We start from the raw sequence: 24,455 nt of genomic DNA, 5'->3' as shown, positions 1-24,455 counted from the left end.
CCTCACACCACCGATCTGGAACCAGGCACCACCCGACGACACCTGGAAACGCACCGCCTGAGGTTGTCGGTGGTCGGGTGCAGGCTGCGTCCAGCAGCAGGAGAACGCCCCGCCGACCACACCGGAGGACGCCATGACCGCACCCGTCACCGCGATCGCCACCCGCCGTCCGAACGGCGGGGCACCGGGGCGGTGCGAGCACTGCGGGCGCGGGCTCGATGCGGGTCCGGTCGTCGTCGAGGGCACGGTGCGCAGCGTCGTCTACGTGTACTGCGGCATCGGCTGCCGGGACGAGCACTCGGCCTCGGTCGCCACGACGCCGCGGGGCTGCTACTTCTGCCCCGCGGACGCCGTGGGCGACACCGACCTCTGCGAGGTCCACGTCGACGTCGAGAACGCGCCGGCCACCCTGCCGCTCGCCGGGTGACCCGCGGCGGGCCGTCAGCGCACCAGGTGCACCTCGTGCTGCTCGATGTCGGCGATGTCGTCGGAGGCCGCGCCGAGCAGCCGGTCGGCGAGGTCGCGCAGCGCGCGGGCCGTCGCGATCTCGGCGCCGATCTCGGGGATGGCGGGGTCGCTCGCCTTGCGGTGAGCACGCCCGGTGCCGACGAGGGTGCGGCGCCGGTTCGCGCCGGTCCCGGAGATGAGGGTCGCCCGCGCGGCGGTGTTGTCGTCACCCTCGAAGAGCATGATCTCGACGTTCCAGGTCTCGGTGCTCGTCATGACTGTCTCCTCCAGCCCGAGGAGCCGCGCCGGCCCGGTGGCCGTCGTGGCCGCAGCTGTCGGTGCCGCTCGACGGCGGCGCCGTACGTCCAGACAACCCCGCCGCCCGTCGGCCGGACCGGGCCGTCGNCGCGGGCCGGGCGCGCGCGCCGGTCGTCCGGGCCGGTCGCGTGGGCCGGTCGTCCGGGCCGGTCGCGTGGGCCCGGTCGGCTACCGGGCCGTCGCCGTGGGCCCGACCGGCGCCGGGTCCGGGCGCTTCGGCGGCAGTCCGTCGCCGCTCGAGCGGCCGCGGATCCGCCGGCCGACCCAGGGGACGACGTGCTCGCGCACCCAGAGCGCGTCCTCGCGCCACGCCTCCTGGCGACCGCGCGGGGGAGCGGCGGGCAGCGGCACGTGCCAGCCCTCCTCACCGCCGATCCCGAGGACGTCGAGCGCCTGCGCCGCGACCCGCCGGTGCCCGTCCGCGGTGAGATGGATCCGGTCGGGCGCCCACATCCGCCGGTCGCGCAGGGCCTGCATGCCCCACAGGTCGATGACGTGCGCGTCGTGCCGTCGGGCGATCGTCCACACGTGGGCGGTGAAGATCCCCGCGAGCCCGCGGGCCCGCTTGATGAGCGGCGCCTCGCGCGGGTCGTACGCCGTCCCCATGAGCACCGTCGCGCCCGTCGCGCGCAGCCGCGCGACGGCGTCCTCGAGGGTCGACGCGAGCGCGTCGAGGTCGACGCCGGCGCGCAGCACGTCGTTGCCGCCGCCGACGAGGCTCACGAGGTCCGGGCGCAGGTCCAGGGCCACCGGCACCTGCTCGGCGATGATCTCGGTGAGCAGCCGCCCGCGGATGGCGAGGTTCGCGTAGTCGAAGTCCTCCCCGGCCGCCGCCGCCCGGGCGCCGAGGGCGTCGGCGAGCCGGTCGGCCCAGCCGCGCCAGGCATGCTCGGAGCCCTCCTGGGCCGGGTCGCACATGCCCTCGGTGAGGGAGTCGCCGAGGGCCACGTAGCGCCCGAACCTCGGGGCGGACCCGGCGGGCAGAGCGGGGTCGGTGTCGGCACCGGTCATGGCGACCGACCGTACGCCATGCCCCCGACGAGGGGTCGGGACCGGGGCTCAGCCCGCCTGCGCGGCCTTCCAGTCGCTGCGGAGCAGCCCGTAGAGCACCTCGTCGATCCGCTCGCCCATCGCGTACCCGCTCTCCCGGAGCACGCCCTCCTGCGTGAACCCGGCCGCGAGCGCCGTCCGGCGCATCGGCTCGTTCGTCGCGAAGGTCTCCAGGCCGACCCGGTGCAGGTCGCGCACCTCGAAGGCGTACCGGCAGAGCAGCCGGACGGCGTCCAGCCCCAGACCGCGCCCACGGGCCGCCGGGATGAGCCCGACGCCGATGTGGGCGATCCGCTGGTGCAGGTCGATCCCCCAGAGGGTGCCCCAGCCCAGGCAGCGGCCGGCGTTGTCCGTCGCGGACTGGACGGTGAACTGCACCGGCGCCCTCGGGTCGGGCTCCTTGGCCAGGCCCGCGTCGTAGCGGGCCTGGGCGACGGCGACGGTCGTCGGGACCCAGGGCTCGAGCATGACCTTCGCGTGGAACGCCGGGTCGGTGCCGAGGACGCCGTGGAAGACCGACAGGTCCTCCCGACGCACCTCGCGCAGCGCGGCGACGGAGCCGACGAGCACGGTGACCACCTCCACCACCCGCGAGCGGGCGACCGACGGACGGACCCGGTGCGGGAACGGACCCGGTGCGACGAACCTAGCGCCCCGGCGCCGTCCGGGCACCGGGCCCTGCGCCACCGGGCCGGCCGTCGCGGTGGCGCGCCGCGCGTGATGGAATCGCGCCATGCAGCCCACCGAGTCCGCCATGCGTCGTGCCCTGCGCCGGGCCGAGGACGGCGTGACGATCGACGCCGCCGAGGCCGAGGTGCTGCTCGCGGCGCGCGGCGCCGACCTCGACCGGCTGCTCGGGGCCGCGTCCGCCGTCCGGGACGCCGGCCTCGCGAGCGCCGGCCGTGCCGGGATCGTCACGTACTCCCGGAAGGTCTTCGTCGACGTCACCCGGCTGTGCCGGGACCGCTGCCACTACTGCACCTTCGTGAAGACGCCGACCCAGCTCGCCCGGGAGGGCAAGGCGCCGTACCTCACGCCCGAGGAGGTGCTCCGGATCGCCCGCCAGGGGGCCTCGCTCGGCTGCCGCGAGGTGCTCTTCACCCTCGGCGACCGCCCGGAGGACCGCTGGCCCGAGGCCGCGGCCTGGCTCGAGGAGGCCGGCTACCACTCGACGCTCGGGTACGTCCGCTCGCTCGCCGTCCAGGTGCTCGAGGCGACCGGGCTGCTCCCGCACGTCAACCCCGGCGTCATGTCGTGGGAGGAGATCGGCCGCCTCAAGCCCGTCTCGCCGTCGATGGGGATGATGCTCGAGACCTCGTCCCGGCGGCTGTTCCAGACCCCGGGCGAGGCGCACTTCGGTTCGCCGGACAAGGACCCGGCCGTCCGGCTGCGGACGATCGAGGACGCCGGCCGGCTGTCCGTGCCGTTCACGACGGGGATCCTCGTCGGGATCGGCGAGACGCTCGCCGAGCGCGCCGAGTCTCTCCTGGACCTGCGCCGGCTCGCCCGGCAGTACGGGCACGTCCAGGAGGTCATCGTCCAGAACTTCCGGGCCAAGCCGGCGACGGCGATGCGGGCCGCCCCGGACGCCGACGCTGACGAGTACCTCGCGGCGGTCGCCGTCGCGCGGGTCGTCCTCGGCCCCCGGATGCGGATCCAGGTGCCGCCGAACCTCTCCGAGCCGGCCGCGCTGGCCCGCCTGCTCGCCGCGGGCGCCGACGACTGGGGCGGCGTCTCGCCGGTGACCCCGGACCACGTCAACCCCGAGCGCCCGTGGCCGCACCTCGACGACCTCGGGCGCTGGTCCGCGGACGCCGGCTTCACCCTCACCGAGCGGCTCACGGTGCACCCCGAGTACGTCGTCGCCGGCGAGCCCTGGCTCGACCCCCGCGTCGCCGGGCACGTCGCGGCGCTCGCGGACGGCGGCACCGGGCTCGCCGACGTCCGTGCGCTGCCCGTCGGGCGGCCGTGGCAGGAGCCGGACCCGACGTGGGGCAGCAGCGGCCGGGTCGACCTGCACACCGAGATCGACACCACCGGACGGCGCAGCGACAAGCGGGCCGACTTCGACGACGTCTACGGCGACTGGGCGCTGCTGCGCGAGCAGGCCGTGCACGGTGCGTCGTCCGGCGAGGGCTCCGCCGCGGCGGGCTACCGGCCGGGGCAGCCCGACGGCCCGGCCGGAACCGATCCGGCCGGAACCGCTGCCCCGCAACGGATCGACGCCGACGTCGCGGCCGCGCTCGCGGTCGCCGCCGACGACCCGCGCCGGCTCACCGACGCCCAGGCCCTGGCCCTCGTGCACTGCGACGGGCCGGCGCTCGTCGCGCTCGCGGGCATCGCGGACGACGTGCGCCGCGACGTCGTCGGGGACGACGTCACCTACGTCGTGAACCGGAACATCAACTTCACCAACGTCTGCTACACCGGCTGCCGGTTCTGCGCGTTCGCGCAGCGCCGCAAGGACCTCGACGCCTTCACGCTCTCCCTCGTCGAGGTCGCCGACCGCGCCGAGGAGGCCTGGAAGCTCGGCGCCACCGAGGTCTGCATGCAGGGCGGGATCGACCCCGAGCTGCCCGCGACGGCCTACTTCGACCTGGCCCGCGCGGTCAAGGAGCGCGTGCCCGGCATGCACGTCCACGCGTTCAGCCCGATGGAGGTCGTCAACGGCGCGAGCCGCACCGGGATGTCGGTGCGCGAGTGGCTCACCGAGGCGAAGGCCGCCGGCGTCGGCTCGCTCCCGGGCACGGCCGCCGAGATCCTCGACGACGACGTCCGCTGGCTGCTCACCAAGGGCAAGCTGCCGACGGCCACGTGGGTCGAGGTCGTCTCCACGGCGCACGCGGTGGGGCTGCCGACGTCCTCGACGATGATGTACGGCCACGTGGACACCCCCGCCCACTGGGTCACGCATCTGCGGACCCTCGCCGGGATCCAGGAGCGCAGCCTCGCCGGCGGCGCCGCGGCGTTCACCGAGTTCGTCGCGCTGCCGTTCGTCCACCACAGTGCGCCGATCTACCTCGCGGGGGTGGCCCGGCCCGGTCCGACGATGCGCGACAACGTCGCCGTCCACGCCCTCGCGCGGCTCCTGCTCCACGGCCTCGTCGACAACATCCAGACCTCGTGGGTCAAGCTCGGGCCGGACGGCACGCGCGCGATGCTGCGCTCCGGCTCCAACGACGTGGGCGGCACGCTCATGGAGGAGACGATCTCCCGGATGGCCGGGTCGCAGCACGGCTCGGCGATGACGGTGCGCGAGCTCGAGGAGCTCGCGTCGTCCATCGGCAGAACTCCCCGCTGCCGAACGACCACGTACGGTGACGTTATCGACCGATCGGACGACGTCGCAACCGTTGCGTCATAGAAACGATCTTGTCGCTCTGCGTATAAGATCCATTGCGAAACGCAGTGATACCAGCCGGATCGTCGGTCGGTGCGTCGTGCGTTCGACGGATCTCACATGGTCTCTCGCCAACGACCGTTGCTCACGGAGCGTTTTCGGGTGAGGATATCCACAGGCCGGCCCGGGGGATGGGACGGTGTGTGCGAGCAGGAGCGGAGCACTATGTCGACGGTCGGTGAGACGCGGTGAGCCCTTGGGTTCCCGCCACCGCGGGCGACGCTCCGCCCCGGGCCGACGTCCTCGACGACCTCGGCAGCTGGCTCGTCAGCGACGCCTGGGTGCTCGCGGCGGTCCGGGTCACCGGCACCCAGGAGCTCCCCGCCCGGCTCGTCGACGTCATCATCGCGGCGGACGCGATGAACCACCTCGTCCTCTCGCAGCGCGAGCTCGAGCACGCCGTGGCCCGGCTCGTGCCGGCCGGGCTCGTCGAGGTCGACACCCGCGGCTTCGCCGTCACCTGGTACGGCCGCCGGCTCGTGGCGCTCGCCCGCGGCGAGGCCCCGCAGCGGATGGCGGCGCTCCACGAGCTGCTCGAGGGTGTCGACGTCGTCGCCGAGCCGTGGATGCTCGACGAGGGCGAGTACCAGCGCGCCTGCCTGGAGTACCGGCACACGGTCTTCGAGGGCTACCGGCGCGAGACGCGCTCCCTGCGCCGCTTCGGCTGACGGCTCACGCCGCCGCTCGTCCGACGGGGAGGGCCTGACCTGCCGGTCAGGGCAGTGACCAGTCCACCGGGCTGCCGCCCTGCTGCACGAGCAGCTCGTTCGCGCGGCTGAACGGCCGCGAGCCGAAGAAGCCGCGGTCCGCCGACATCGGCGACGGGTGCGCGCTCTTGATCCGGGGGACGTCCCCGAGCAGCGGCTCGAGGTTCTGCGCGTCCCGGCCCCAGAGGATCGCCACGAGCGGGCCGCCGCGGGCCACGAGGGCCCGGATCGCGGCGTCCGTGACCTCCTCCCAGCCCTTGCCGCGGTGCGCCGCGGACCCGCCGGGGCGCACCGTGAGCACCCTGTTGAGCAGCAGGACGCCCTGCTCGGTCCACGGTGTGAGGTCGCCGTTCGAGGGCTGCGCGCAGCCGACGTCCGCGCAGAGCTCGCGGTAGATGTTCTGCAGGCTGCGCGGGACCGGCCGCACGTCCGGGGCCACCGCGAACGACAGGCCGATCGGGTGGCCGGGCGTCGGGTAGGGGTCCTGTCCGACGACGAGGACCCTGACCCGGTCGAGCGGCTGCGTGAAGGCGCGGAGCACGTGCTCCCCGGCGGGCAGGTAGCCGCGGCCGGCGGCGACCTCGGCGCGGAGGAAGTCCCCGAGGGCGGCGATCCGCTCCTCGACGGGGGCGAGGGCCTGCGCCCACCCCGGGTCCATCAGGTCGGCGAGCGGACGACGCGGCACGCGGGAAATCTAGGGCACGCGGCGGCCGGTTGTCCGGCGCCCGGGTGTCCCCGTACCGCTCGCCGACCTACCGTGGGCGTCATGACGGGTCGGTCGGGGACGGCAAGGACGGTAGGGACGACAGGGACGGTGCGGACGGCCGACGGGGGCGCGGACCTCGTGGCCGCCGTCCTCGACGAGGAACGGGCCCTGCTGCGGGCCCTGGCGCTGTGGGCGGGGGCGAGCGTCGCGGCCGGCCTCGCGGTGGCCGCGCTGCGGCGGGGGACGGGACCCGGCCCGGCCGGGGACGGCGGCCCGACGCAGATCGCGGCCGGTATCGGCCCGCAGGACAGGACCGGCGAGGGGCAGCACCCTCCGGTGCCCGGCGGCCTGCTCGCCGCCGCCGCCCACGGGTTCGACGCCGGCGCCTCGATGCGGACGACGAGCGGCTCGACCGTCGGCGACGTCGCCCGGCAGGCCCTCGGCTGGGGGCTCGTCGACCTGGCGATCGTCGGCTGGGGCCTGCGCGGCCTGCGCCGGGCCCGGCGGACCGGGCTCACCCCGGACGCCGCCCGCGCTCGGGCCCGCCGGATGGCCCGCGTCACGGGGGTCAACGCCGTGCTCGACGTCGGCTACGTCGCGTCCGGGGTGGCGCTGGCCGCCCGCGCCCCGCGCCGGCGCGGCGACGGCCTCGGGATCGCCGTCCAGGGGCTCGCCCTGCTGTGGCTGGACGTCCGGCACGCGTCAGCCTTCCGGCGGCTGACGTCCGCGGTTCCGGGGTCCGGCCCCGGGGGGCCCACGTAGACTCGGGGTCGTGCCATTCGATCTTGTGGGAGCCGGGTCCCCCGCCCGTCGTCCCCCCGCCGCCGGGTCCCGGCGGCGGAGTGGTGGAATGACACCGTTGTGGTTCTCCCCGTACAGTGACGTCGTCGCAGGGCTGGAGGGGATTCATGGAAGCCGCTCGGATCATCGAGTCGAGCACGCCGTCGGCGGGGTTGACGGCTCGCGAGCAGGAAATCCTCGCGTTCGAACGGCAGTGGTGGAAGTACGCCGGTGCCAAGGAGCAGGCCGTCCGCGAGCTGTTCGACATGTCCTCGACGCGGTACTACCAGGTGCTCAACGCCCTCATCGACCGCAGCGACGCGCTCGCCTTCGACCCGATGCTCGTCAAGCGGCTGCGGCGCATGCGGCAGTCCCGCCAGCGCGCCCGCTCGGCACGCCGGCTCGGCATCAACGGCTGAGCCGAACCACCACAGCCCCGCTGGCCGGGGAGTCCGTCTGGCAGGCGTCCGCCTGCCGTCACGGCGGGGACCCCCGCCGTGCCGTCCTCGGGGGTCGAAGCGCGGTGGCGCCGGTCAGTGGACCGGTCGCTGCCCTGAGGGGTGCTCGATGAACACGACGCGACAGCGGAACGAAGACCAGTACGTCATGCCGGTCGAGGCGAGCCGCCGCGGGGCCCACCGGGCCCGGGTGAGCCCGCTGCTCGGCGCCCTGCCCGTCGTCGCCGTCGCGGTCGTCGTGGTCGGCGTCGTGCTCCTGGCCTGGACCCTCTTCGGCGGCTCCGGCGGCGGGACGACGACCGCCGAGCCCGCGGGCGGCGTCTCGAGCGCGGCCCAGCCCTCCGGCGGGCAGTCGTCCGCAGTCGAGCCGGCCCCGTCGAAGTCGCCGTCGGACGCCGCGAGCGAGCCGTCGCCCGAGCCGACGAAGGAGACCTCGTCCACCCCGGCATCGACGGTCGACAAGAGCCTCAAGATCGTCGTCCGGAACTCGACGTCGACCGGTGGTCTCGCCCGCGGCGCGGCCTCGAAGCTCACGGCCAAGGGCTGGACGATCAACGGGATCCCGGACAACTACCGTCCGACGATCCCCACGACGGTCTTCTACGCCGAGGACAGCCAGAAGGCGTCCGCGCTCGCGGTCGCGAAGGTGCTCGCCATCGACCTCGTGAAGCAGGACGCCGACATGGCGGCCAAGGGCATCACCGTCGTCCTCGGCAGCGACTACCAGCGCTGACCGGCGGTCCTCACCGCTCCGGCGCCCGCACGTAGCCGCCCTCGACGAGACCGGCGCGCATCTCGAAGGGGTTGCGCAGGGCGAAGTCGCGGACCCGCCACCAGGACCACACGGCGCACAGCAGGTACGCCGGGAGGAACCCGAGCGGGCCGATCCACAGCGCGAACTGCGCGCTGTGCCGGGCCTCGTGGTCGAGCAGGTGCGGGTGCCGGCGCAGCGCGTCGTCGCTCGCGCGCAGCAGGACGACGTCCCCGATCGTCACCGCCATCGCCCGCGGTGCGAGGAACCTCAGCGGCCGCCCGCGGGCGACGAGGACGCCGTGCGGCCCCTTCTCGACGGTCGCGCCGCTGAGCCGGGCGAGCCCGAGCCCGATGGGCGTCGAGAGGTTGAGCCAGTTGGCCGCGCGGCGCAGCCCGACGTGCCGGGCCGTGTAGAGCCTCGGGGCGGGGGACGACGACGCAGGCTGTGCGGGCACGTCACCCATTGTCGCGCGCGGCCCGCCGTGCGGTCCTGTGATCTCCGGCGGAGCGGACGAATCGGCCGCCGATCATGCGCCCACCTGCGAAGACGCCGAATTTTCGGTACCCGCGGGCTCTCGGCCGCAAGGGGGTCCAGCGGCTACAGTGTGCCCCGGTCGAACGGTTCGATGAGCACGCCCTCTCCTGCACCCTGCAAGAAGGCCCGCACGTTGGATCATCGCGGACACGAGCCTCTCGGGGCTCCGGTACGGCGAGCGTGAGACCCGGCCCGGGTGCCGTGCCACGGGCCGCACGTCGCAAGTCAGGCAACAGGAGAAGGAATGGCTCAGGGAACCGTCAAGTGGTTCAACGCCGAGAAGGGCTACGGCTTCATCACCGTCGACGGCGGCGGTGCTGACGTCTTCGTCCACTGGTCGGCGATCCAGGCGGATGGCTACAAGTCCCTCGACGAGGGCCAGCGCGTGGAGTTCGAGGTCGGCCAGGGCCAGAAGGGCCCGCAGGCCGAGCAGGTCCGGCTCGTCTGACGAGGACCTGCCCACGGTTCGTCGTGCAGGGGCCGCTCCCGCGTGGGGGCGGCCCCTGCCGCGTCCCGCCGGTCCGTCCGTGCCGGGCCGCCCTCCGGGTCAGACCCGGAAGCCCGCCACCACCCGCTCGAGCTGCGCGCTCATCCGCGCGACGTCGTCCGCGAGGGCCCGGGTCGCGGCCACCGACTCGTTGCTGCCCCGCGCCGCGGCGCTGACCTGCTCGGCCGCGCCCGCGATCGCCTCGGTCCGGGACTGGGCGTGCGAGATGCTGCCGCCGATCGACTCCGTCGTCACGGACTGCTCCTCGACGGCCGCCGCGATGCTGCTCTGGTAGCCGTTGATCTGCCGGATGATCTCGCCGATCTCCGCGATCGCCGCGACGGCGCCCTCGGTGTCGGTCTGGATCGCCTGGACCCGCTGGATGACGCTGTCCGTCGCCTCCGCGGTCTCGCGGGCGAGCTCCTTGACCTCGCCGGCGACGACCGCGAAGCCGCGCCCCGCCTCCCCGGCCCGGGCCGCCTCGATCGTCGCGTTGAGCGCGAGCAGGCTGGTCTGGGCGGCGATGTTCTGGATGACGGCGATGACGTTGCCGATCTCCTGCGAGGAGTTGCCGAGCTGGGAGACCGTCGCGTTCGTCGCCTCGACGACCCCGACCGCCTGCCCGGCGATCCGGGCCGCCTCCTGGGCGTTCGAGGAGATCTCCCGGATCGACGAGCCGAGCTCGCCGGTGTTCGCGGCGGCGTCCCGGACGACGGCCGTCACCCGGTCGGCGTCCGTCGCCATCTCGTCGACCGTTCGGGCCGACCGCTCGGTGGACTCCGCGGTCTCCGACGCCCGGCTGCTCAGGCCCACCGCGGACGCCGCGAGCTCGGTGGCCGAGCCCGACACCTCGCGCAGCGCCGTCCGGACGGCGGCCAGGCCCTCGGCGAGCGCCCGGCCCATCCGGCCCAGCTCGTCCGGCCCGAGGTCGGGCAGGTCCCCGGTGAGGTCACCGCGGGCCATCCCCGCGAGCGCCTCGAGCACGACGTTGGTGCGGCGGCGCACCGAGCGGGCGAGCACGACGCCCAGCCCGGTACCGAGCAGGATGCCGGCCACGACGAGCAGGGCGGTCGTGAGCACCGACTGCCGGTACCGCGCCGCCACCGCGGCGGCCTGGGCGGCCGCGTCCCGGGTGAGCAGGCCGGCGAGCTTCTCGAACTGCTGCTCCGTCGCCTGGTAGAGGTCCGACGCCTTGCCGCCGCGCGCCGCGGCGTCCGGCCCGTTGGGGTCGGCCCGGTAGGCCTCGTCCGCGGCGACGAAGGCGGTGTACGTCGTCCGCAGCGCCTGGGCCTGCGGCCGCAGGTCGGCCGGGGTCGTCGTGACGAGGGCGTCGAGCTCGGCGGCCACCTGCTTCTGGTAGGTCACCGCCGACGCCTGCATGGACGTGCGCACGGTCGGGTCCTGAGTCGCGGCGCCGGCGAAGCCGACGATGACCACCCCGTGGCCGGCGTTCTGCGCCTGCCGCAGGTGGCCGAGGGGCACGATGGCCCGGCTCGAGACCGCTTCGACGCGGCGGTTCAGGGCTGACACCGTGAGCAGGCTGCCGACGCCGACGACGACCAGGACGAGGCCGAGGGCGAGGAACGACAGGAGGATCTTCCGGCCGAGGGTGCGCGTGAGAGCGGACATGGTCGGACTCCGTCGGGTGCGGCGGTGACAGGGGGCGGACCCTGTCCCATCGACCGGTACCCCACGGGTCTTGACCCGGCCGCCGCCGCCGGGGATCGTTCAGCCCTTCTCGGCGTAGGACCGCACGACGGCCGCCTCGAGCGGGACGCGGACGCCGGTGCCGGGCAGCACGAGCCGGGTCGCCTCGCTGCCCGCGTCGGTCACCGCGCCGACCGCCGCCGCCGCGAGCTCCTCCCGGACCTCCAGCACGACCTCGTCGTGCTGGAAGAACACCAGGCGTGCGTCGTCCGGCCGCTCGCCGAGCGCCGCGAGCCGGGTGCGCAGGCCGGCGACGAGGACGCCCGCCCAGTCCGCCGCCGAGGCCTGGACGACGAAGTTGCGGGTGAACCGGCCGCGTGCCCGGGCCCGGCCGCCCGCGGCCTCCGGCCCGAGGCCGTCGAGCCAGCCCGGGGCGGCCGCGGGCGACGTGCGGCCGAGGACGGACCGCACCGCGCCGCCGTCCTCACCGGTGCGGGCGGCCTCCTCGAGGAGCTCGAGCGCCGCCGGGAACCGGCGCCGCAGCGCGGCGAGCGCGGGTGCCGCGGAGCCGGCCCCGCCGCCGTACATCGCGGAGAGCAGCGCGATCTTGGCCTCCGCGCGGGCGTCGGTGCGGCCGAGCGCGCGGGTCGCGATCTCGGTGTAGAGGTCGCCCGCCTGCGTCGCGGCCACCATGCCGGGGTCGGCGGACAGCGCGGCGAGCACCCGCGGCTCGAGCTGCCCGGCGTCGGCGACGACGAGCACCCGCCCCGGGTCGGCGACGACCGCCCCACGGACCGCCTTCGGGATCTGCAGCGCGCCGCCGCCGCGCGAGGCCCACCGGCCGGAGACGACCCCGCCGGGGACGTACTCCGGGCGGAACCGGCCGTCGCGGACCCACTGCTCGCGCCACGCCCAGCCGTTCGCGGTGTGCAGCCGGGAGAGCTCCTTGTACTGCAGGAGCGGCCCGACGGCCGGGTGGTCGACGCCGCGCAGCTCGTGCCGGCGGGTCGAGGAGACGAGCACCCCGGCGCGGCGCAGCGCCCGGAGCACGTCGGGCGGGCTGTCCGGGTTGAGCCGGGGGTCGCCGAGCAGCCGGGCGACCTCCTCGGCGAGCGCCTGGAGCCGGGGCGGCCGGCCCCCGTGCGGCGCCCGCGGGCCGAGTGCCTCGACGAGGACGGCGTCGTGCAGGTCGGCGCGCCACGGCAGACCGGCGGCGCTCATCTCGACGGCGGCCAGCGCGCTCGCGGACTCGGCCGCGACGAGCAGCGTGAACCCGGGGGAGACCGCCCGGGCGGCGGCGACCCGGCGCTGCTGGTCGGCGTGGACGGCGACGAGCACGTCGAGCGGGTCGGTGCCCGGCGGCAGCGCGGCCGGGGCCGCCGGCACGTCGACGGCGTCGAAGAGCGCGTCCTGCACCCCGCCGTCGGGGTCGCCGCCGGGGCCGAGGGCGGCGGGCAGCGGCGGCTCCGGGTCGGGCGGGACCGGGCCGCCCGTGAGCCGGGCCCAGGCGGCCGCGAGCGAGCGCGGCTCGCCCCAACGGCCCTCGGCCCCCAGCAGCAGGGCCTCGGTGAGCCCGACGTCGTGACAGCGCTCGACCCGCGCACCGGCGGCGAGCACCGCGGGGTACGTCCGGGGGGTGTCCGCCCAGACCCAGCGGACGTCGGACGGCGCCCCGCGCACCGCCGCGGCGAGCGCGTCGGGACCGGGGACGTCGCGGCGGGGCCCGGCCGGCGCGCCCGCGTCGTCCACGGGCGCGAGCCGGGCCGGGCCCGGACCCGGCCCGGCGACCACGCAGATGCGCACGCCGCGATCCTGCCGCACGGCCCGGACACCCTCCGCCGGCCGCCACGCCGGTGACGGGCCCGCCGCCTCGACGCGCGGGGACCGTCGCGGCTCGGCGATGATGGATCGATGACCACCGTGGCCGACCACACGACCCCCGAGCCGACGGGTGCCGCGGCCCCGGTGCGTGCCGACGTGCACGCGGACCTGCCGCAGGACCTGCCGCCGGACCTGTCGCAGGACCTGCCGGCCGAGGTCGACGCCGCGGCGGCACGGTTCTACCTGGCGCTCGGACGGCTCGCGCGGATCGTCCGCCGCTCCGGTGACGGCGACCTCGGCCCGGGCACCTTCTCGGCGCTCGCGACGCTCGCCCAGCTCGGCCCGATGCGGCTGGGGGACCTCGCCGCCCGGGAGGGGGTCGCCCCGCCGACCCTGACCCGCATCGTCGCCGCCCTCGAGGAGTCCGGGCTCGTCGTCCGCGAGACCGACCCGGCCGACCGGCGCGCCGTCCGGGTCGCGGCGACGCCCGACGGCGCGGCGCTCACCGCCGGCGTCCGGACGGCCCGCTCGGCCGCGCTGCGGGACCGGATGCTCGCGCTCCCGCGGGCGGACCTCGACGTCCTCCTCGCCGCGGTCCCGGTGCTCGAGGCGCTCGTCGGCGACGAGGGCTGAGGCCCGCCCCGGAGCACGGGCGGGTGCCCGCCGGGTGGATGGCGCGCCCGCCGAGGGTTTGCACTCTCGGGGGTCGAGTGCTAATCATGGGACTGGCACTCTCGGGTCGAGAGTGACAGCACGAGCTGAACCAATCGACACGGGAGCCCCTGGCTTCCTGGCCGGTCCGGTGAGGGCCGTGCCGCCGCCGTGACAGGAACGGCGTCGGTGCGTCCCGTCCGTCGCGGGCACCGCTCCGGCCGCGCAACCCACCCGTACCGCGGAGGGATCAACCACACGATGGCCAAGATCATCGCGTTCGACGAGGAGGCCCGGCGCGGTCTCGAGCGGGGCATGAACACCCTCGCCGACGCCGTCAAGGTCACCCTCGGGCCGAAGGGCCGCAACGTCGTCCTCGAGAAGAAGTGGGGCGCCCCCACGATCACGAACGACGGCGTCTCCATCGCCAAGGAGATCGAGCTCGAGGACCCGTACGAGAAGATCGGCGCCGAGCTCGTCAAGGAGGTCGCCAAGAAGACCGACGACGTCGCCGGCGACGGCACGACGACGGCGACCGTCCTCGCTCAGGCGCTCGTCAAGGAGGGCCTGCGCAACGTGGCCGCCGGCGCCAACCCGATGGCCCTCAAGCGGGGCATCGAGGCGGCCGTCGAGGCCGTCAGCGCCGAGCTCCTCGCGCAGGCGAAGGAGGTCGAGACCAAGGAGCAGATCGCTGCGACCGCCTCGATCTCCGCGGCCGACACCGCCATCGGCGACCTCATCGCCGAGGCGATGGACAAGGTCGGCAAGGAAGGCGTCATCACCGTCGAGGAGAGCAACACCTTCGGGCTCGAGCTCGAGCTCACCGAGGGCATGCGCTTCGACAAGGGCTACATCTCGGCGTACTTCGTCACCGACGCCGAGCGTATGGAGGCCGTGCTCGAGGACCCCTACATCCTCATCGCGAACTCCAAGGTCTCGTCGGTCAAGGACCTCCTCCCGCTCCTGGAGAAGGTCATGCAGTCCGGCAAGCCGCTGCTCATCATCGCCGAGGACGTCGACGGCGAGGCGCTGTCCACGCTCGTGGTCAACAAGATCCGCGGCACGTTCCGCTCGGTCGCCGTCAAGGCCCCCGGGTTCGGCGACCGCCGCAAGGCCATGCTGCAGGACATCGCGATCCTCACCGGCGGCCAGGTCATCTCGGAGGAGGTCGGCCTCAAGCTCGAGACGACCACCCTCGAGCTGCTCGGCCGCGCCCGCAAGGTCGTCATCACCAAGGACGAGACGACGATCGTCGAGGGCTCGGGCGACGCCGACCAGATCGCGGGCCGGGTCAACCAGATCCGCGCCGAGATCGACAAGTCGGACTCGGACTACGACCGCGAGAAGCTCCAGGAGCGCCTCGCCAAGCTCGCGGGCGGCGTCGCCGTCATCCGCGCGGGTGCGGCCACCGAGGTCGAGCTCAAGGAGCGCAAGCACCGCATCGAGGACGCCGTCCGCAACGCGAAGGCGGCCGTCGAGGAGGGCATCGTCGCCGGTGGCGGCGTGGCCCTCATCCAGGCCTCGGTCAAGGCGTTCGCCGGGCTCACGCTCGAGGGCGACGAGGCGACCGGCGCGAACATCGTCAAGGTCGCGCTCGAGGCTCCGCTCAAGCAGATCGCCATCAACGCCGGCCTCGAGGGCGGCGTCGTGGCGGAGAAGGTCCGCAACCTCGAGCCGGGCTGGGGCCTCAACGCCGCCTCCGGCGAGTACGTGGACCTCATCGCCGCGGGCATCATCGACCCGGCGAAGGTCACGCGTTCGGCGCTGCAGAACGCCGCGAGCATCGCGGCGCTCTTCCTCACCACCGAGGCCGTCGTGGCCGACAAGCCGGAGAAGGCCGCTGCGCCGGCCGGCGGCGGCGACATGGGCGGTGGCATGGACTTCTGATCCCCCGCGGATCAGGAGCCTGCAGCACCACGCACGACCTGCACCACGCACGATCTGCACCACGCACGACCTGCACCACGCAACGCATCGGCGGGGCGGTCTCCCTTCGGGGAGGCCGCCCCGTCGGTCGTCCGGCAGCCGGCAGGCAGTAGTCGGTCAGCCGTCCGTCAGCCGTCGGTCAGCCGTCGGTCAGCCGTCGGTCAGCCGTCGGTCAGCCGTCCGATGTGATCAGCCGCCCGGTGTGATCCACTGTCGCCATGGCCGGACCGGCGAGCGACCTGAGACCGCGGTCGTTCCTCGACGCCCTCCCCGAGGTCGGCCGGGACAGGGTGCTCGCCGTCGCCGCACCGCGGACGTACCCGGCCCGCGCGGTCGTCGTCCGGCAGGGCGACGTCGCGGACGCGCTCTACCTCGTCGAGTCCGGCAGCCTCGCCGTCCGGCACTCCACCCCCGCGGGCGCCTCGGTCATGCTCGCCGTCCTCGGCGCCGGGGACTTCTTCGGCGAGGTCGGCGTCCTGCTCGACGCGCAGCAGCGGACGGCGACGATCGAGGCGCTCGACGACGTCGTCGTCCGGGTGCTGGCCCGCGCGGACTTCGACGCGCTGCGCCGGCGGCACCCCGAGGTCAACGACTTCCTCCTCATCGCGCTGGCCCGCAACACCGAGCGGCTGAGCCGCCTCGTCGCGCAGGCCCACCACATGCCCGTCGACCGCCGGGTCGCCCGTCGGCTCCTCGACCTGGGCCGGCACTTCTCGCGCGGGGTGCTCCCGGTCGTCGTGCCGCTCTCCCAGGAGGACGTCGCCCAGATCGTCGGGGCCACCCGCCCGACCACGAACCAGGTGCTCAAGCGGCTCGAGGCCGACGGCGTGCTCCGCCTCGGCCGCGGACGGCTGGAGATCCACGACGTCCGGGGCCTGCGCGAGCGCTGCTGAGGGTGGGTCAGGTCGGTGAGGTCGCCCGAGGGGCGGGACGCGCCACCGGCGGGTGCGGGAGCCACACGTACGTGGCGGCCCCTGCGGGCCTCGTCGGTCCTGCCCCCTGCGTGCGGGACCGGCGACCGCCGGTGGTGCGTCGCCCCGGGGCAGATCCTGCCCGGGCGGCCGGGCCGCGTCTGTCAGGGCGCTGACACTGGGGCGTGCAGTCCTCGCACGCCCGGACACGCGCCCCGCCGGGCCGCGGGCGGCGCCGTTCGGCGATCCGTCCGGGCCGCCCCTTCCGCGGGCCGCGGGTTCCTTGCGAGCATGGTCGTTCCGCGGCCGGGCGGAGGGAGCCCCCGATGACCACGAGCCACCGGACCACGCCCGACGACCCCGGCGCCGCGCGCGCCGCGACCGCCGTCGAGGAACCGCCGCTCGACGCGCTGCTGCGGCAGCGACGGGCGTCGATGCGGGCCGCGATGGGCCGCTTCGAGGACGCCGTCGCGGCCCCGGTGCGGGACGACCCGGCCGCCTGGGTGGCCCGGGTCGCCGCGCAGACCGCGGTCCTGCGCGACGTCGTCGCCGAGCACCTCGACGGGACCGAGGGCCGGCACGGGTACTACGCGGGGCTCATCGCCGAGGCGCCGCGGCTGTCCCGGGCCGTCGAGCGGCTCGTCGCCGAGCACCGCCGGATCGAGGCCGCGCTCGAGGAGGTCGCCGTCCTCGTCGGGCGCACGCTCGTCGACCGCAGCGCCGCGGACCCGTTGCGGGAGAAGGCGACCGAGCTGCTCGTCCTGCTCGCCCGGCACCGCCAGCACGGCTCGGACCTGCTGTGGGAGGCCTACGGCTTCGACGTCGGCGGGGAGTCCTGACCGCTCGTCCGCTCTGCGGCGTGGATGCGGGGACCGTCACCCCGGCCTGACGTGACGGCCCCCGCTGGCTGGAAACCTACGGCCGCTCCGCCGGACGCGCGCCCGCAGATGACCGCACCCCTCGCCCGGGCGGCACACTGGCCCTGTGAGCGACGTCGTGGGACTCCTCCTCGCCGCCGGGGCCGGCCGCCGGATGGGCACGCCCAAGGGGCTGCTGCGCGACCCGGACGGCACCCCCTGGGTGGCCCGGTCGGCCCGCGCGCTGCTCGACGGCGGCTGCGACCGGGTCCTCGTCGTGACCGGTGCGTCGGCCGCGGAGGTCGCCGCACTCGCCGCGGCACCGGGCGTGCGCACCGTCGAGGCACCCGACTGGGCGGAGGGGATGGGGGCGAGCCTGCGGGCCGGCCTCGCCGCGCTGTCCGCCGACGACGGCCCGGCGGCCGCCGTCGTCGGCCTCGTCGACACCCCCGGCGTCACCGCCGAGGTCGTCGCCCGGCTCGTCGCCGTCGCGGGCGCGCACGGCCCGGCCACGCTCGCGCGGGCGGCCTTCGACGGTGCCGCAGGGCACCCGGTCGTCCTCGGCCGGGAGCACTGGGACGGCGTCCGCGCGACCGCCGCGGGGGACGCCGGGGCCCGCGGGTACCTGCGCGGGCGCACCGACGTGCTGCTCGTCGAGTGCGGGGACGTCGGCCACGGCGACGACGTCGACACGCCTCGCGACGCCGCGGGGACGACCGCCTAGGCTGGCGACGTGACCCAGCAGACCCGCCCGGACGCCACCGCCGGGCACCCCGCGCTCGCACCGGGGCACGACCACGCCGAACGCGTCCGGGACACCTCACGGCTGCACCCGCCCGCGCGCCGCGTCGTCCTCGCCGCCGTGACGACCGATCCCCTCGACGTCGCGGCCCACGAGGCCGCCGTCGCCGACGCGGGCGCGGGCGCCGTCGTCTCCTTCTCCGGCGTCGTCCGGGACCACGACGGCGGCCGCTCCGTGACCGGCATCGAGTACGTCGGCCACCCGACGGCCGGGGACGTGCTCGCGACGGTCGTCGCGGACGTCGCCGCGCGCACCGACGTCGAGGCGATCGCGGTGTCGCACCGGATCGGCCCGCTCGCCGTGGGGGAGTCCGCGCTCGTCGTCGCCGTCGCCGGGGCGCACCGCCAGGAGGCGTTCGCCGCCGCCGCGCTGCTCGTCGACGAGGTGAAGCACCACCTGCCGGTCTGGAAGCGCCAGGTGTTCACCGACGGCACGGACGAGTGGGTCGCCTGCCCGTGAGGCCCTGGGCCCGAGGGCTCCGCCGGGGCGTCAGCCCTTCTTCGCCGCGGTCTTCTCCCAGAGCGTGACCTGGAACTTGTGGACGATGTCCACGCGCTTGATCCGGTAGCCGTCGAGCAGCAGCTGGACCTTCTCGCTGTCGACCGCGTCGGCCTGCCGGCCGAGCGCACCGTCGACGCTGATGAGCCAGACCCGCTTGCGCTTCTTGAGCGCCGAGGCGATCTGCTCGGGCTCCTTCTCGGTGCCCGTGATCGTGGCGGTCGCGGCGCCGGTGCGGTCGAGGGCGACGTCGATGAGCCCCGCGTACCGCTCGGGGTAGAGCTGCTGGAGGGTGCGCATGTGGCCGGGGCCGCCGGGCACCCAGAGCACCGCGTCGCCCTTCTTGGCGTGCGCCGAGACGTACTCGCCGACGCTCGCCATGTCCTCGGCGTGACCGAGGTGCGGGTCGCGGTAGACGTCCTGCATGTGGGCGCCGGACAGCGCGAGAACGACGAGCGGGACGACGAGACCGGCCGGTCGCAGCGCCGTCGCGAGGCTGCCGACGACGAGCGCGGTCCCGGGCAGGGTGAAGACGACGTACCGCCACGTGTAGAGCGGCTCGGCCTGGGAGATCGTCCAGAGCGCGACGACCGGGAGCACGGCCCAGGCCAGGCCCAGGACGAGCGCCCCGGTGTTCGTCGTGCCGACCCGGTCGGCCACACCCGCGGGGAGCAGGCGGCGCGGGTCGAGGCGGGCGAACCGGTCGGGGACCGCGACGAGCAGCAGGGCGACGGCGAGCACGCCCGCGACGGCTCCGAGGCTGTCGTACTGCGCGCCCCAGAACCGGGGCAGGTCCGCCGCGGCGGGGGCGTAGAGCCAGTCGACCTGGCCGCGCTGGAGGAACGTCGCGACGACGAAGGGGCTCACGACGCCGAGCCCGGCGGCGGTCGCCGCCAGCCAGCGCCGGCGCACCGCGCGCGGGGTGAGCGCCGCGACGTAGACGGCGTGCGCGAGGACGACGAGCAGCGCGATGACGTTGAGCAGCGCGACGAGGCCGAGCGAGGCGGCGTACCAGGCCCAGGCGCGGCGGTTGCGCGGCCCGGGGGTCTGCACCGCCCGCAGCAGGAGCAGGGCCGCGATCGTCGTCGCGAGCATGACGAGCGCGTAGGAGCGGGCCTCCTGCGCGTACCGGCTCGCGAGCGGTGCGGCGACGAGCGCGAGCGCCGCGGACAGCCCGACGGCCGTCGAGCCGAAGCGGCGCCCGAGCCGGACGAGGAGCAGGGCGGTGACGCTCGCCGCGACGACGGAGATCGTCCGCACCGCGGGGACCGCCTCGCCGAGGTTCGGCGTCGGGTCGAGGACGAGCAGCGCGTGGACGATGAAGTAGTACGCGGCGTGCACGAGGTCGAGGTGCTTGACGAGCTCGAGGATCTCGCCGGCCGGTCGGGCGGCGATGACCATCGTGGCGCCCTCGTCGCGCCAGGGGCTCGGGGTGCCGGCCTGCCAGGAGAAGACCCCGGCGGCGGCGGCGAGCACGAGGGCCTCGGGACCGGCGGCGGTCAGCGCGCGGCGGAACCGGTCACGCAGTCGCGGGCCGCGGGACGCCGTCCGGTCGGGCCCGCCGGGCGTGGTCGCCGCAGCGCGGTCTCGGAGGTCGGTCGGGGAGAGCGTGCGAGGTGCCGCACCGCCGGGCGCGAGGGTCGTCGCGCCACTGGCCAGCTGGTGCACGCACTCCTCCTCGTTCTCCGGCCACGGCTCGACCCGGGGCGCGGGGTCGACGTCGACTGGTCGTACGGTAACCGACGGTGATCACCGTCGTGTCACAGCCAGGAAACAGAACGGGGAAACATCCGGACCGATCGGACGTGCCGTCCTGATCTCCAGGGTACGGGTGGTCACGGGGTGTGCCCGCCGAACCGGGCGACTTCCCAGCGGATTCCCAGGAGAGGTGGGTCACGCACGCATCGCGACGCAGGGTGACGGCAGCACCCGGGCCGGTCAGGGGTCGGGTCTCAGCCGCCGGCGAACGGCGGGAGGACGTCGACGAACGCCCCGTCGTGCAGCGGGCGCTGCGTGTCGCCGCCCACCTCGTCGAGGAGGAACGACGCGGCCGCGAGCACCCGGGCCAGCCGGGTGCCGTGCCGGGCCACGAGGTCCTCGACGAGGACGGCGAGGGTCGCGCCCGCGGGCAGCGGCACCTTCTCCTCGGTGCGGCCCGCGGCCGCCGCGGCACCGGCGAAGTAGCGCACGACGACGGTCATCCCGGCGTCCGGGTCGTCGACGTGGGCGGCGGCGTGGTCCGGCACCGTCAGCCCCCGATCGCGCTCATCGGCCGGTCGGGCTGCAGGAAGCTCGGGTCGTCGATGCCGTGCCCCGCCTCCTTCGCCCACATGTCGCCGCGCCAGACGGCGGCGATCTCGTCGTCGCCGGCGCCGCCGCGCAGCAGCGCGCGCAGGTCGGTCTCGCCGCGGGCGAAGAGGCAGTTGCGGACCTGGCCGTCGGCGGTGAGCCGGGTCCGGTCGCAGTCCCCGCAGAACGGCCGTGTCACCGAGGCGACGACGCCGACGCGGGGGGCGCGGGCGCCGGCCGGGGCGCCCGCCGGCGGGTTCTCGACGACCCACGTCTCGGCCGGGGCGGCACCGCGGGCCGCGGAGCCGGTCGGGGTGAGCCGGTAGGCGGTCTGCAGCGCCGTGAGGATCTCCTCGGCGGTGACCATGCCCTCGCGGTCCCAGGCGCCCTGCGGGTCCAGCGGCATCTGCTCGATGAACCGCAGCTCGTAGCCGTGCTCGAGCGCCCACGTGAGCAGGGGCACGGCCTCGTCGTCGTTGACCCCGCGGAGCAGGACCGTGTTCACCTTGACCGGGGAGAGCCCGGCCGCGGCGGCGGCCTGCAGGCCGGTGAGGACGTCGGGCAGCCGGTCGCGCTTGGTGATCCGGGCGAAGCGGGCGCGGTCGAGGCTGTCGAGGGAGACGTTGAGCCGGTGCAGCCCGGCGTCGGCGAGCGCCTTCGCGCGCCGCTCGAGCCCGAGGCCGTTCGTCGTGAGCGCGGTCTGCGGGACCTCACCGGCGTGCGTGCGCAGCGCGGTCGTCGCGGCGACGATCTTCTCCAGGCCCTTGCGCAGGAGCGGCTCGCCGCCGGTGAACCGGACCTCCTCGACCCCGAGGCGCGTGACGGCGAGCGTGATGAGCCGGACGATCTCGTCGTCCGAGAGCAGCCGCTCGTCGGCCATCCAGTCCAGGCCCTCTTCGGGCATGCAGTACGAGCAGCGCAGGTTGCAGCGGTCGGTGAGGCTCACCCGCAGGTCGGTCGCGACCCGGCCGAACCGGTCCACGAGGCGGGTGTCGTCGGGCCGGCCCGCGGGAACGGCGCCGTCCGTCCCACGACGGCGGCCGGGCATCCCGAGAACGACGCTGCTCACGCGGGCCACGCTACCTGCGTCCCGGCGCGGCGTCCCCTCCGCGGTCCCACGACCTGGTCCGCGGGGCCGGGATCGACCCGGTCGGGTCAGCCCGGACGACCGTGGCGGGCATGATGGGCGGGTGTCCACCGCCGACCCCGCCGCGCCCGCGGTCGACGCCGTGCTGCCGGTGCGGGACCGCGTGCTGCGCGCCGCGGCGGCGATGGCCGCCGAGCTCGGCTGGCGCCGGGTCCGGATGGCGGCGGTCGCCGAGCGGGCCGGGGTGTCCCGGCAGACCGTCTACGACCAGTTCTCGACGAAGGACAACCTCGCCCGCGGGATCCTCGCGGCCGAGGTCGAGCGCGTCGTCGGGATCGCCGTCGACACCCTCGAGGCGCACCCGGACGGCGCGGTGCGCGCGGCGATCGAGGCCGCCGTCCAGGCGATCATCGACGAGGGCCGCGGGAACGCGCTGCTCAAGGTGGTGCTCGACAGCGGGCCGGACGGCGACCCGGAGCTGCTGCGGCTGCTCACCTCGGACGCCGCCCCGGTGTTCGCGACGGTGTGGCAGGGCGTCGGGCCGTGGGGGATGCGCAACTTCGGCGCGATCGACCTCGCCGACGTCGCGGCCGTCATCGACGTCGTCGGCCGGGTCGTCGTGAGCCACCTCGTCCAGCCCGGGCCGCGTGACCTGCCCGTCGCCCGGACGGTCGCCGGGATGACCGTGGCGTACGTCGACCAGCTCGTCGCGGCCCGCGGCGCGGCCGGGACCCGGGGCCCCGGCCGCACCTGACCGCCGGTCAGACCGCGACGAAGTCGAGCTTGTCGCGCACCCCGCAGTCGGGGCACTCCCAGGCGTCCGGGACGTCCTCCCACGCGGTCCCCGCGGGAAGGCCCTCCCGCGGAGCGCCGAGGGCCGGGTCGTACACGTAGTCGCAGACCGGGCAGCGCATCGAGCCCGGCCCGGCCGGCGGCCGCTCGGCGAGCGCGAGACCGCCGGGCAGGACGGCGGCCGCCACCGTCTCCTGGGCCCGCGTGGCCTCGAGCCGCGCCGCGTCGGCCCGGGCTGCTTCGATCCGTGCCGCCTCGGCCCGTGCCGCCTCGGCCCTGGCGGCGGCCACGGCCGCGGCCCGCTCGGCGGCCGGGGTGCCCGGCCCGTACCGGCGCAGCACCTTCGCCCGGCGGCGCGGCTGGATGTTCGCACGGGTCACGTCACCGGCGTAGTGCTCGAGGACGCGGTGGTCCATGATCCGGCGCCACAGCGGCGGCACGACGGCGATGACGATCATCGTCGCGTAGCCCCACGGCAGCTGGGGCGCACCCTTCTCCGAGCGCAGCGACTGGTACCGCCGCGTCGGGTTCGCGTGGTGGTCGCTGTGCCGCTGCAGGTGGTAGAGGAACAGGTTCGTCACGAGGTTGTCGCTGTTCCAGCTGTGCTCGGGCCGGACCCGCTCGTACCGGGTGCCGGTGATCCGGTTGCGGCGCAGGCCGTAGTGCTCGAGGTAGTTGACGATCTCGAGCAGGGTGAACCCGAAGACGGCCTGGGCGAGCAGCCACGGCACGGTGCCGACGCCGAAGACCGCGACGAGCGCGCCGAAGAGCACGAGCGACATGAGCCAGGCGTTGACGACGTCGTTGCGCGGGTCGACGACGGACAGCCTGCGGCGCTCCATGCGCCGCTTCTCCAGGTGCCACGACGAGCGCAGACTGCCGAGCACGGTGCGCGGGAGGAAGGCCCAGAACGACTCGCCGAGCCGCGAGCTGGCCGGGTCCTCGGGGGTCGCCACCCGGACGTGGTGGCCGCGGTTGTGCTCGATGTAGAAGTGCCCGTACACGGTCTGGGCGAGCGCGACCCGGCTCAGCCAGCGCTCGACGTCCTCGGTCTTGTGCCCGAGCTCGTGCGCGGTGTTGATCCCGATGCCCGAGACGCAGCCGACGGTGACCGCGAGCCCGAGCTTGCCGACCCAGGACATCTCGATCGGCCCGGCCGTCCAGAGCCAGCACGCGAGGACGAGCCCGCCGTACTGGAGCGGCAGGTAGAGGTAGGTGACCCAGCGGTAGTAGCGGTCCTGCTCGAGCCAGGCGATCGCGGCGTCCGGCGGGTTCTCCTTGTCGAGCCCGAGCGAGACGTCGATGAGGGGGATGACGACGAAGACGAAGAACGGGCCGAACCACCAGTAGACCGACCAGCCGGTCCAGGCCACGAGGCCGAAGGCGGCCGGCACGAGCATCGGCACGAGGAGCCCGATGAGCCAGAGCCAGCGCTTTCGGTCGCTCCAGCCGACGGCGTCGAGCTCGACGGGGCGATCGGTGCTAGCACGGCGCAGCGCGCCCGCGGTCGGGCCGGAGGCGGTGCGGCTGCGC

Annotated in this window: 25 protein-coding genes; 14 read left to right on the top strand and 11 right to left on the bottom strand. The window is 75.3% G+C overall.

Annotated features, from left to right (window positions below; translation table 11 throughout):
- Window positions 1-133 precede the first annotated feature (133 nt).
- Window positions 134-427, top strand: a complete 294-nt coding sequence (locus tag ECOMGDLI_RS18210; RefSeq protein WP_088318267.1) for a hypothetical protein — start codon at window positions 134-136, stop codon at window positions 425-427.
- A 14-nt stretch (window positions 428-441) separates the two neighbouring features.
- On the opposite strand, the gene ECOMGDLI_RS18205 is transcribed toward ECOMGDLI_RS18210, so the two are convergent.
- The 3 genes from ECOMGDLI_RS18205 to ECOMGDLI_RS18195 all read right to left on the bottom strand — a co-directional run bounded on the left by ECOMGDLI_RS18205 (window position 442) and on the right by ECOMGDLI_RS18195 (window position 2,385).
- Window positions 442-723 (bottom strand): dsRBD fold-containing protein, encoded by a 282-nt coding sequence (locus ECOMGDLI_RS18205; protein WP_088318266.1) that lies wholly within the window; start codon window positions 721-723, stop codon window positions 442-444.
- 210 nt (window positions 724-933) lie between these two features.
- Window positions 934-1,776 (bottom strand): SGNH/GDSL hydrolase family protein, encoded by an 843-nt coding sequence (locus ECOMGDLI_RS18200; protein ID WP_088318265.1) that lies wholly within the window; start codon window positions 1,774-1,776, stop codon window positions 934-936.
- A gap of 48 nt (window positions 1,777-1,824) precedes the next feature.
- Entirely contained in the window at window positions 1,825-2,385 is a 561-nt protein-coding gene (locus ECOMGDLI_RS18195) for a GNAT family N-acetyltransferase (protein ID WP_158221054.1), read from the bottom strand.
- A gap of 163 nt (window positions 2,386-2,548) precedes the next feature.
- Between ECOMGDLI_RS18195 and ECOMGDLI_RS18190 the strand changes: the two genes are divergently transcribed.
- Both ECOMGDLI_RS18190 and ECOMGDLI_RS18185 read left to right on the top strand, forming a co-directional pair.
- Window positions 2,549-5,179 carry a bifunctional FO biosynthesis protein CofGH gene (locus ECOMGDLI_RS18190; RefSeq protein ID WP_088318264.1) on the top strand — a complete coding sequence of 877 codons (2,631 nt, stop codon included), beginning with the start codon at window positions 2,549-2,551 and terminating at the stop codon, window positions 5,177-5,179.
- 224 nt (window positions 5,180-5,403) lie between these two features.
- Window positions 5,404-5,883, top strand: coding sequence for a hypothetical protein (locus ECOMGDLI_RS18185; RefSeq protein WP_088318263.1), 480 nt, complete (start codon window positions 5,404-5,406; stop codon window positions 5,881-5,883).
- Between the two features lie 46 nt (window positions 5,884-5,929).
- On the opposite strand, the gene ECOMGDLI_RS18180 is transcribed toward ECOMGDLI_RS18185, so the two are convergent.
- On the bottom strand, window positions 5,930-6,607 hold the full coding sequence (locus ECOMGDLI_RS18180) for a uracil-DNA glycosylase (RefSeq protein WP_088318262.1): 678 nt from the start codon (window positions 6,605-6,607) through the stop codon (window positions 5,930-5,932).
- 129 nt (window positions 6,608-6,736) lie between these two features.
- On the opposite strand from ECOMGDLI_RS18180, the gene ECOMGDLI_RS18175 reads away from it, so the two are divergent.
- The 3 genes from ECOMGDLI_RS18175 to ECOMGDLI_RS18165 all read left to right on the top strand — a co-directional run bounded on the left by ECOMGDLI_RS18175 (window position 6,737) and on the right by ECOMGDLI_RS18165 (window position 8,599).
- Window positions 6,737-7,390 carry a hypothetical protein gene (locus ECOMGDLI_RS18175; RefSeq protein ID WP_088318261.1) on the top strand — a complete coding sequence of 218 codons (654 nt, stop codon included), beginning with the start codon at window positions 6,737-6,739 and terminating at the stop codon, window positions 7,388-7,390.
- 146 nt (window positions 7,391-7,536) lie between these two features.
- Window positions 7,537-7,827 carry a DUF3263 domain-containing protein gene (locus tag ECOMGDLI_RS18170; RefSeq protein ID WP_088281540.1) on the top strand — a complete coding sequence of 97 codons (291 nt, stop codon included), beginning with the start codon at window positions 7,537-7,539 and terminating at the stop codon, window positions 7,825-7,827.
- 148 nt (window positions 7,828-7,975) lie between these two features.
- Window positions 7,976-8,599, top strand: coding sequence for a LytR C-terminal domain-containing protein (locus tag ECOMGDLI_RS18165; RefSeq protein ID WP_088318260.1), 624 nt, complete (start codon window positions 7,976-7,978; stop codon window positions 8,597-8,599).
- Window positions 8,600-8,609: 10 nt separating this feature from the next.
- Here the strand turns inward: ECOMGDLI_RS18165 and ECOMGDLI_RS18160 are convergent, their stop codons facing one another.
- Entirely contained in the window at window positions 8,610-9,074 is a 465-nt protein-coding gene (locus tag ECOMGDLI_RS18160; protein WP_198954968.1) for a hypothetical protein, read from the bottom strand.
- Between the two features lie 324 nt (window positions 9,075-9,398).
- Here ECOMGDLI_RS18160 and ECOMGDLI_RS18155 point away from each other — a divergent pair, with 324 nt between their 5' ends.
- Window positions 9,399-9,602 (top strand): cold-shock protein, encoded by a 204-nt coding sequence (locus tag ECOMGDLI_RS18155; protein ID WP_088318259.1) that lies wholly within the window; start codon window positions 9,399-9,401, stop codon window positions 9,600-9,602.
- Window positions 9,603-9,701: 99 nt separating this feature from the next.
- Here the strand turns inward: ECOMGDLI_RS18155 and ECOMGDLI_RS18150 are convergent, their stop codons facing one another.
- The gene (locus ECOMGDLI_RS18150) at window positions 9,702-11,270 is read right to left on the bottom strand and encodes a methyl-accepting chemotaxis protein (RefSeq protein WP_088318258.1); all 1,569 of its coding nucleotides are present in this window, start codon (window positions 11,268-11,270) and stop codon (window positions 9,702-9,704) included.
- Between the two features lie 99 nt (window positions 11,271-11,369).
- Window positions 11,370-13,091: a bifunctional 3'-5' exonuclease/DNA polymerase gene (locus tag ECOMGDLI_RS18145; RefSeq protein WP_198954967.1), complete on the bottom strand. Its 1,722-nt coding sequence runs from the start codon at window positions 13,089-13,091 to the stop codon at window positions 11,370-11,372.
- Window positions 13,092-13,199: 108 nt separating this feature from the next.
- On the opposite strand from ECOMGDLI_RS18145, the gene ECOMGDLI_RS18140 reads away from it, so the two are divergent.
- From ECOMGDLI_RS18140 to ECOMGDLI_RS18115, 6 genes are all read left to right on the top strand, one after another.
- Window positions 13,200-13,742, top strand: coding sequence for a MarR family winged helix-turn-helix transcriptional regulator (locus ECOMGDLI_RS18140; RefSeq protein WP_088318257.1), 543 nt, complete (start codon window positions 13,200-13,202; stop codon window positions 13,740-13,742).
- 279 nt (window positions 13,743-14,021) lie between these two features.
- The gene (gene groL / locus ECOMGDLI_RS18135; protein ID WP_088318256.1) at window positions 14,022-15,647 is read left to right on the top strand and encodes a chaperonin GroEL; all 1,626 of its coding nucleotides are present in this window, start codon (window positions 14,022-14,024) and stop codon (window positions 15,645-15,647) included.
- Window positions 15,648-15,904: 257 nt separating this feature from the next.
- On the top strand, window positions 15,905-16,579 hold the full coding sequence (locus tag ECOMGDLI_RS18130; RefSeq protein WP_088318255.1) for a Crp/Fnr family transcriptional regulator: 675 nt from the start codon (window positions 15,905-15,907) through the stop codon (window positions 16,577-16,579).
- A 344-nt stretch (window positions 16,580-16,923) separates the two neighbouring features.
- Window positions 16,924-17,436, top strand: a complete 513-nt coding sequence (locus ECOMGDLI_RS18125) for a hypothetical protein (protein WP_088318254.1) — start codon at window positions 16,924-16,926, stop codon at window positions 17,434-17,436.
- Window positions 17,437-17,581: 145 nt separating this feature from the next.
- On the top strand, window positions 17,582-18,178 hold the full coding sequence (locus ECOMGDLI_RS18120; RefSeq protein WP_088318253.1) for an NTP transferase domain-containing protein: 597 nt from the start codon (window positions 17,582-17,584) through the stop codon (window positions 18,176-18,178).
- Between the two features lie 102 nt (window positions 18,179-18,280).
- Window positions 18,281-18,715 carry a molybdenum cofactor biosynthesis protein MoaE gene (locus tag ECOMGDLI_RS18115; protein WP_088318271.1) on the top strand — a complete coding sequence of 145 codons (435 nt, stop codon included), beginning with the start codon at window positions 18,281-18,283 and terminating at the stop codon, window positions 18,713-18,715.
- A 30-nt stretch (window positions 18,716-18,745) separates the two neighbouring features.
- Here ECOMGDLI_RS18115 and ECOMGDLI_RS18110 read toward each other — a convergent pair whose 3' ends face one another.
- From ECOMGDLI_RS18110 to moaA, 3 genes are all read right to left on the bottom strand, one after another.
- A complete protein-coding gene (locus tag ECOMGDLI_RS18110; protein WP_088318252.1) occupies window positions 18,746-20,422 on the bottom strand; it encodes a glycosyltransferase family 39 protein in 1,677 nt (558 codons plus the stop codon).
- 284 nt (window positions 20,423-20,706) lie between these two features.
- Window positions 20,707-21,000: a MoaD/ThiS family protein gene (locus ECOMGDLI_RS18105; protein ID WP_233153514.1), complete on the bottom strand. Its 294-nt coding sequence runs from the start codon at window positions 20,998-21,000 to the stop codon at window positions 20,707-20,709.
- Window positions 21,001-21,002: 2 nt separating this feature from the next.
- Window positions 21,003-22,091 (bottom strand): GTP 3',8-cyclase MoaA, encoded by a 1,089-nt coding sequence (moaA, locus tag ECOMGDLI_RS18100; protein WP_088318269.1) that lies wholly within the window; start codon window positions 22,089-22,091, stop codon window positions 21,003-21,005.
- 142 nt (window positions 22,092-22,233) lie between these two features.
- Here moaA and ECOMGDLI_RS18095 point away from each other — a divergent pair, with 142 nt between their 5' ends.
- The gene (locus tag ECOMGDLI_RS18095) at window positions 22,234-22,884 is read left to right on the top strand and encodes a TetR/AcrR family transcriptional regulator (protein WP_088318251.1); all 651 of its coding nucleotides are present in this window, start codon (window positions 22,234-22,236) and stop codon (window positions 22,882-22,884) included.
- A gap of 7 nt (window positions 22,885-22,891) precedes the next feature.
- Here ECOMGDLI_RS18095 and ECOMGDLI_RS36875 read toward each other — a convergent pair whose 3' ends face one another.
- Window positions 22,892-24,418 (bottom strand): fatty acid desaturase, encoded by a 1,527-nt coding sequence (locus ECOMGDLI_RS36875; RefSeq protein ID WP_369812767.1) that lies wholly within the window; start codon window positions 24,416-24,418, stop codon window positions 22,892-22,894.
- Window positions 24,419-24,455 lie beyond the last annotated feature (37 nt).

The sequence above is a fragment of the Kineosporia sp. R_H_3 genome (assembly GCF_002198675.1).
GTDB lineage: Bacteria > Actinomycetota > Actinomycetes > Actinomycetales > Kineosporiaceae > R-H-3.
This window is presented reverse-complemented; position numbering and strand designations above follow the sequence as displayed.

Bases quoted from the DNA above. Each gene is read 5' to 3' on its own strand.
- ECOMGDLI_RS18210 (WP_088318267.1), top strand. From the start codon at position 134: ATGACCGCACCCGTCACCGCGATCGCCACCCGCCGTCCGAACGGCGGG.
- ECOMGDLI_RS18205 (WP_088318266.1), bottom strand. From the start codon at position 723: ATGACGAGCACCGAGACCTGGAACGTCGAGATCATGCTCTTCGAGGGT.
- ECOMGDLI_RS18200 (WP_088318265.1), bottom strand. From the start codon at position 1,776: ATGACCGGTGCCGACACCGACCCCGCTCTGCCCGCCGGGTCCGCCCCG.
- ECOMGDLI_RS18190 (WP_088318264.1), top strand. From the start codon at position 2,549: ATGCAGCCCACCGAGTCCGCCATGCGTCGTGCCCTGCGCCGGGCCGAG.
- ECOMGDLI_RS18170 (WP_088281540.1), top strand. From the start codon at position 7,537: ATGGAAGCCGCTCGGATCATCGAGTCGAGCACGCCGTCGGCGGGGTTG.
- ECOMGDLI_RS18165 (WP_088318260.1), top strand. From the start codon at position 7,976: ATGAACACGACGCGACAGCGGAACGAAGACCAGTACGTCATGCCGGTC.
- ECOMGDLI_RS18155 (WP_088318259.1), top strand. From the start codon at position 9,399: ATGGCTCAGGGAACCGTCAAGTGGTTCAACGCCGAGAAGGGCTACGGC.
- ECOMGDLI_RS18150 (WP_088318258.1), bottom strand. From the start codon at position 11,270: ATGTCCGCTCTCACGCGCACCCTCGGCCGGAAGATCCTCCTGTCGTTC.
- ECOMGDLI_RS18140 (WP_088318257.1), top strand. From the start codon at position 13,200: ATGACCACCGTGGCCGACCACACGACCCCCGAGCCGACGGGTGCCGCG.
- groL (WP_088318256.1), top strand. From the start codon at position 14,022: ATGGCCAAGATCATCGCGTTCGACGAGGAGGCCCGGCGCGGTCTCGAG.
- ECOMGDLI_RS18130 (WP_088318255.1), top strand. From the start codon at position 15,905: ATGGCCGGACCGGCGAGCGACCTGAGACCGCGGTCGTTCCTCGACGCC.
- ECOMGDLI_RS18125 (WP_088318254.1), top strand. From the start codon at position 16,924: ATGACCACGAGCCACCGGACCACGCCCGACGACCCCGGCGCCGCGCGC.
- moaA (WP_088318269.1), bottom strand. From the start codon at position 22,091: ATGCCCGGCCGCCGTCGTGGGACGGACGGCGCCGTTCCCGCGGGCCGG.